The sequence below is a fragment of the Cryobacterium sp. 10I1 genome (assembly GCF_035019805.1).
GTDB lineage: Bacteria > Actinomycetota > Actinomycetes > Actinomycetales > Microbacteriaceae > Cryobacterium > Cryobacterium glucosi.
Map to the genome: position 1 here is coordinate 1 of NZ_JASJVF010000212.1, position 5,772 is coordinate 5,772.

General features: G+C 68.0%; 4 protein-coding genes. 3 read left to right on the forward strand and 1 reads right to left on the reverse strand.

The features are described from left to right. Positions 1–927, forward strand: a 927-nt coding sequence (locus QN345_RS14815) for an amidohydrolase (protein WP_323508804.1), incomplete at its 5' end; no start/stop codon positions are given. Positions 928–949: 22 nt separating this feature from the next. On the opposite strand, the gene QN345_RS14820 is transcribed toward QN345_RS14815, so the two are convergent. Beyond that, complete coding sequence (locus QN345_RS14820; protein ID WP_134446302.1) at positions 950–2,170, reverse strand: AI-2E family transporter; 1,221 nt, start codon at positions 2,168–2,170, stop codon at positions 950–952. A 207-nt stretch (positions 2,171–2,377) separates the two neighbouring features. On the opposite strand from QN345_RS14820, the gene QN345_RS14825 reads away from it, so the two are divergent. Together QN345_RS14825 and QN345_RS14830 are read left to right on the forward strand one after the other, a co-directional pair. Continuing rightward, entirely contained in the window at positions 2,378–4,903 is a 2,526-nt protein-coding gene (locus QN345_RS14825) for an ATP-dependent Clp protease ATP-binding subunit (protein WP_134446303.1), read from the forward strand. A 117-nt stretch (positions 4,904–5,020) separates the two neighbouring features. Then, a complete protein-coding gene (locus QN345_RS14830; RefSeq protein WP_134446389.1) occupies positions 5,021–5,533 on the forward strand; it encodes an amino-acid N-acetyltransferase in 513 nt (170 codons plus the stop codon). Positions 5,534–5,772 lie beyond the last annotated feature (239 nt).

Sequence of the window (5,772 nt, forward strand, 5' to 3'; positions counted from 1 at the left end):
ATGCACGCCTGCGGCCACGACATGCACGCCACCTGGCTGATCGGCGCCGCCGCCATCCTCGCCGGGCAGCGCGCCGACTGGTCCGGCACCCTCCAGCTCGTGTTCCAGCCCGCCGAGGAGCTCGGCGCCGGCGCCGCCGCGATGATCGACGATGGCTTCTTCGACCGCTTCGGAACGCCCGACATCACCCTCGGCCAGCACGTCACCCCGTGGCCGGCCGGCGAGCTGCTCTACCGGGCAGGGAGCGTCATGACCGCGGCCGATTCGATCCGCATCGTGCTGCACGGCACGGGGTCACACGGATCCACCCCCGAGCAGTCCGTCGATCCCGTCGTGCTCGCGGCATCCGTCGTCTTGCACCTGCAGACGATCGTGTCGCGCGAGATCGCCGCCGCCGACTTCGGCGTGCTCACGATCGGCACCCTGCACGCCGGCACCAAGCAGAACATCATCCCCGACTCTGCCGAGCTCGGCATCAGCATGCGCACCTACGAACCGCTCGTGCGTGAGCGGATGCTCGCCGCCATCACCCGGATCGTCACCGGCGAGTGCGAGGCGGCCGGTTCGCCGCGCCCGCCGGAGATCGAGGTCACCTTCTCGGTGCCGGCCCTGGTCAACGAGCCGGCCGTGACGGCCGAGTTCGCTGCACTGTTCACAGAACGCTTCGGCGCCGGCCGGGTGGGCGTCGGCCCGCAGGCGGCGCCGAGCGAGGACTTCGGCCTCTGGGGCACCCGCGCAGGCTGCCCGTCCTTCTTCTGGTTCACCGGTGGCGGCGACCCCGCCGCGTTCCGTGCCGCGATCGCCGCCGGCCGCATGCAGGACGTGCACTTCAACCACTCGCCGTTCTACGCTCCGGTACAGGACCCCACGATCCAGACCGGCGTCGAGGCCATGGTGGCCGCGGCCCGCCATGCCCTCGCCCGCTGACCGTCAGGGTCGGTCGGGAGGGTCAGCGGGCGCGGTCCTGCCGGGGCACGACGACGGTCTTGATGATCAGCAGGATCGAGGCCGTGACCGGGATCGCGATGAGCGCCCCGAGCATCCCGAGCAGTGCCCCGCCGGCGATCGCCCCGATCACCACGAGTGAGCCGGGCACGGCGATCGCCTTGTTCATCACCCGCGGGGTGAGCACGTAGGCCTCGATCTGCAGGTACACGAGGTAGTAGAGGCCGATCCAGAGTGCCGTCGCGGGGGAGGCGAGCAGGGCGACCGCGACCACGATCGCCGCGGCGAACACCGAGCCGATCAGCGGCACGAGCGCGAGCGCGAAGACCACGACCGCGAGCACCCCCGCGAACGGCACGCCGATGATCAGCATCGCCACGAGGCCGAGGCCCGAATTCAGGCACGAGAGCAGCAGCATCCCGTTCACATAGCCGCCGATCGAGCCGGTGATCTGCTCGGAGATGTCGATGAAGCCCGGCCGGCGCGGGCGTGGCACGAGCGCGTACAACGCCTTCTTCATCGGGTCGAGCGACGCGAGGAAGTACAGGCTCAGGATGAGCACGATCATCCCGCCGGTGATCCCGTTGATGAGGCCGACGCCGACCTTGACCAGGCCGGAGCCCACGAACAACCAGCTCGCAGGGTCGGTCGCGAGGGCGATGAGTCCCTCGAAGAGAGCGGGCAGGTCGATGATCCCGAGCTGGTCCGACAACAGGATGAACCAGTCCTGGTGCTCCAGGCCGACCAGGTAGCCGGGCGCCAGTTGGGCGAAGGTCACGACCTGCCGCACGACCACGGGAACGACGAGCAGTACGAGCAGCACGGCGATGACGGTGAGGGTCACGAACACGAGCCCGATGGCGAGCGGGCGGCGCAGGCCCCTGCCGACGAGCAGCCGCACCACGGGATCGAGGCCGAGGGCGATGAACAGGGCGGCGCCGATCGAGATCAGGATCGTCGAGAGCGACGCAAGCGCGACCCCGAGCACCACGGCAGAGAGCACCCCGAGCGCCCCGACGAATCCGGCGATGAAGGGCGATCGCAGCGTCGTGGCGACCGCGAGCGGCTCGTCCTGCCGAGCGGATGCCGCCACGCGGCCCCAGCGCACCCCCGGCGTCACGCGCGGCCGGGACGCCCGGCTCCGGGCATCCGCCTCATGCGGCCGGTTCTTCGTGAGACCGTTTTTCGCCCGGGCCGTGACCTGCGGATTGTCCACGCCGTCCATGATGCTGCCTCTCGCCGCCGTCGACCCGGTGCGGCTGCCGCACGGACCCGATGATGAGGGTATTACCCACTCAAGCGACGCCGCAAGGATTGCCGGACGCAGACATCCGTCACGCCTGCGGCGAACAGAGGCGCGCTTTGGTTGCTTCCCTCGTTACTCTCGATGTATCGGCGCCACACCTGCCCCTGGTGCCAAGGGAGTGATCACATGTTTGAGAGATTTACCGACCGAGCTCGTCGTGTCGTCGTTTTGGCCCAGGAAGAGGCCAAGATGCTCAACCACAACTACATCGGCACCGAGCACATCCTGCTCGGGCTGATCCACGAGGGTGAAGGCGTCGCCGCCAAGGCCCTCGAGAGCCTGGGCATTTCGCTCGACGCCGTGCGCGAGCAGGTCCAGGACATCATCGGCCAGGGCCAGCAGCAGCCGACCGGGCACATCCCGTTCACGCCGCGCGCCAAGAAGGTGCTCGAGCTGAGCCTCCGTGAGGCCCTGCAGCTCGGCCACAACTACATCGGCACCGAGCACATCCTGCTCGGCCTCATCCGCGAGGGTGAAGGCGTCGCCGCCCAGGTGCTCGTCAAGCTCGGCGCTGACCTCAACCGGGTGCGCCAGCAGGTCATCCAGCTCCTGTCCGGCTACCAGGGCAAGGAGCAGGTCCAGGTCGGTGCCAACGAGACGGCGAGCGGACCGGCGGGCAGCCAGATTCTCGACCAGTTCGGCCGTAACCTCACCCAGGCCGCGCGCGAGAACAAGCTCGACCCCGTGATCGGTCGTGAGAAAGAGATCGAACGGGTCATGCAGATCCTGTCCCGGCGATCGAAGAACAACCCGGTCCTGATCGGGGAGCCCGGCGTCGGCAAGACCGCTGTCGTCGAGGGCCTCGCCCAGGCCATCGTCAAGGGTGATGTGCCCGAGACGCTCAAGGACAAGCAGCTCTACTCGCTCGACCTCGGCTCGCTCATCGCCGGAAGCCGCTACCGCGGTGACTTCGAGGAGCGCCTGAAGAAGGTCACCAAGGAGATCCGCACCCGCGGCGACATCATCATCTTCATCGACGAGATCCACACCCTCGTCGGTGCCGGTGCCGCTGAGGGCGCCATCGACGCGGCGTCGATCCTCAAGCCGCTCCTCGCCCGCGGTGAGCTGCAGACGATCGGTGCGACGACGATCGACGAGTACCGCAAGCACTTCGAGAAGGATGCCGCGCTCGAGCGCCGCTTCCAGCCGATCCAGGTCGCGGAGCCGTCCCTTCCTCACACCATCAACATCCTCAAGGGACTGCGCGACCGGTACGAGGCGCACCACAAGGTGTCCATCACCGACGGCGCCCTCGTGGCCGCGGCGAACCTCGCCGACCGCTACGTGTCCGACCGGTTCCTCCCGGACAAGGCCATCGACCTGATCGACGAGGCCGGCGCGCGCCTCCGCCTCTCGATCCTGTCGAGCCCGCCCGAGCTGCGCGAATTCGACGAGAAGATCGCCGTCGTCCGCGCCGCGAAGGAGACCGCGATCGAGGACCAGGACTTCGAGAAGGCCGCCGGCCTGCGCGACGAGGAGAAGAACCTCCTCGGCGAGCGACTGCGCCTCGAGAAGAAGTGGAAGTCCGGCGACGTCAAGACGACCGCCGTCGTCGACGAGGGCCTGATCGCCGAGGTGCTCGCCCAGGCGACCGGCATCCCGGTGTTCAAGCTCACCGAGGAGGAGTCGTCGCGGCTCGTCTTCATGGAGAAGGCCCTGCACCAGCGTGTCATCGGCCAGGAAGAGGCCATCTCGGCGCTCGCCAAGACCATTCGACGCACCCGTGCCGGACTCAAGGACCCGAAGCGCCCGAGCGGTTCGTTCATCTTCGCCGGCCCCACCGGCGTCGGCAAGACCGAGCTCGCCAAGGCGCTCGCCGAGTTCCTCTTCGATGACGAGGCCGCCATGATCTCGCTCGACATGAGCGAGTACGGCGAGAAGCACACCGTGTCGCGCCTGTTCGGTGCGCCTCCCGGGTTCGTCGGCTTCGAAGAGGGCGGCCAGCTCACCGAGAAGGTGCGTCGCAAGCCGTTCTCCGTTGTGCTGTTCGACGAGATCGAGAAGGCCCACCCGGACATCTTCAACTCCCTCCTCCAGATCCTGGAAGAGGGCCGGTTGACGGATGGCCAGGGTCGCGTGATCGACTTCAAGAACACCGTGATCATCATGACCACGAACCTCGGCACCAAGGACATCAGCAGCTCGCCCGTCGGCTTCCAGCTCTCGGGCGACACGACGACCGGCTACGAGCGGATGAGCGGCAAGGTGAAGGAGGAGCTCAAGAAGCACTTCAAGCCCGAGTTCCTCAACCGCGTCGACGAGGTCATCGTCTTCCCGCAGCTGACCAAGCCGGAACTGCTCCAGATCGTGGACCTGTTCATCAAGCGCCTCAGCGACCGCCTGCTCGACCGCGACATGACCGTCGAACTGACGATCCCCGCGAAGGAGCACCTGATCGAGGTCGGCTTCGACCCCGCTCTCGGCGCCCGGCCGCTGCGCCGTGCGATCCAGCGCGAGGTGGAGGACCGTCTCTCCGAGAAGATCCTGCAGGGCGAGCTCAACGCGGGTGACCACGTGCACGTCGACTTCCTCGCCGGCGAGTACGTGTTCACCACGACGGCGCGTGCCACGCCCGTGTCCATCGGCGTGAACGCCTCGGCCGCGCTCGGCACCGGGTCGGGCACGCCCGACCTCGCGGTCGCAACGGACTAAGCACCCGACGCACGACAACCTGGAGGGGCCAGGCGGAGACATCCGCCTGGCCCCTTCCGCGTGCCCGTGCTCAATAGACTGGGTGTGACGCACACGAGCACGGGCGAGAGGGCTGGCATGCAGGAGCAGGAGTATTCGGTACGCCGGGCGCGCACGAGCGACGTCCCGCGCATCCAGACCCTGGTGGCGCCGCTCGTCCAGGAGCGCATCCTGCTCGGCAAGGAAAGCGTCGTCTTCTACGAGGCCGTCCAGGAGTTCCGCGTGGTCGAAGACACCGCAGGCGAACTCATCGGCGTCGGTGCCCTGCATGTGATGTGGGAGGACCTCGGCGAGGTGCGCACCCTCGCTGTTACTGCCGACTGGCTCGGCCGCGGTGTCGGCCACGCTCTGCTCGCCCGCCTCGAAGCGGATGCCCGCGAGCTCGGCCTCTCCCGACTGTTCTGCCTCACGTTCGAGGTGCCCTTCTTCACCCGGCACGGATTCACCGACATGGGCTCGGAGACCGTCGACCCGCTCGTCTACGCCGAACTCGTCCGCTCCCACGATGAGGGCGTCGCCGAATTCCTCGACCTGGCCAGGGTGAAGCCCAACACGCTCGGCAACACCAGAATGGTGAAGCGGCTCGGCTGAGGCCGGGAATCCGCGCCGACACGCAGCGCCTTCCCGCGGCTGCCGGGCAAAGCTCGTTAGCCTTGGGGCATGTCGACGATCAAACATCCGGTCGGCCCCCAGTCAAGCAAGGTCTACTGGCGCCGCCGCCTCATCGTGGGTCTTGGCCTGCTCTTCGTGATAGTCATCATCGTGCTGATCGTGGTGCGCCCGGGATCCGGCGGTGGCCAGCCGGCCCCGACCCCCACGCCGACCACGAC

Excerpts from the sequence above, each read along its gene's own strand:
- QN345_RS14820 (WP_134446302.1), bottom strand. The coding sequence starts at position 2,170 with ATGGACGGCGTGGACAATCCGCAGGTCACGGCCCGGGCGAAAAACGGT.
- QN345_RS14825 (WP_134446303.1), top strand. The coding sequence starts at position 2,378 with ATGTTTGAGAGATTTACCGACCGAGCTCGTCGTGTCGTCGTTTTGGCC.
- QN345_RS14830 (WP_134446389.1), top strand. The coding sequence starts at position 5,021 with ATGCAGGAGCAGGAGTATTCGGTACGCCGGGCGCGCACGAGCGACGTC.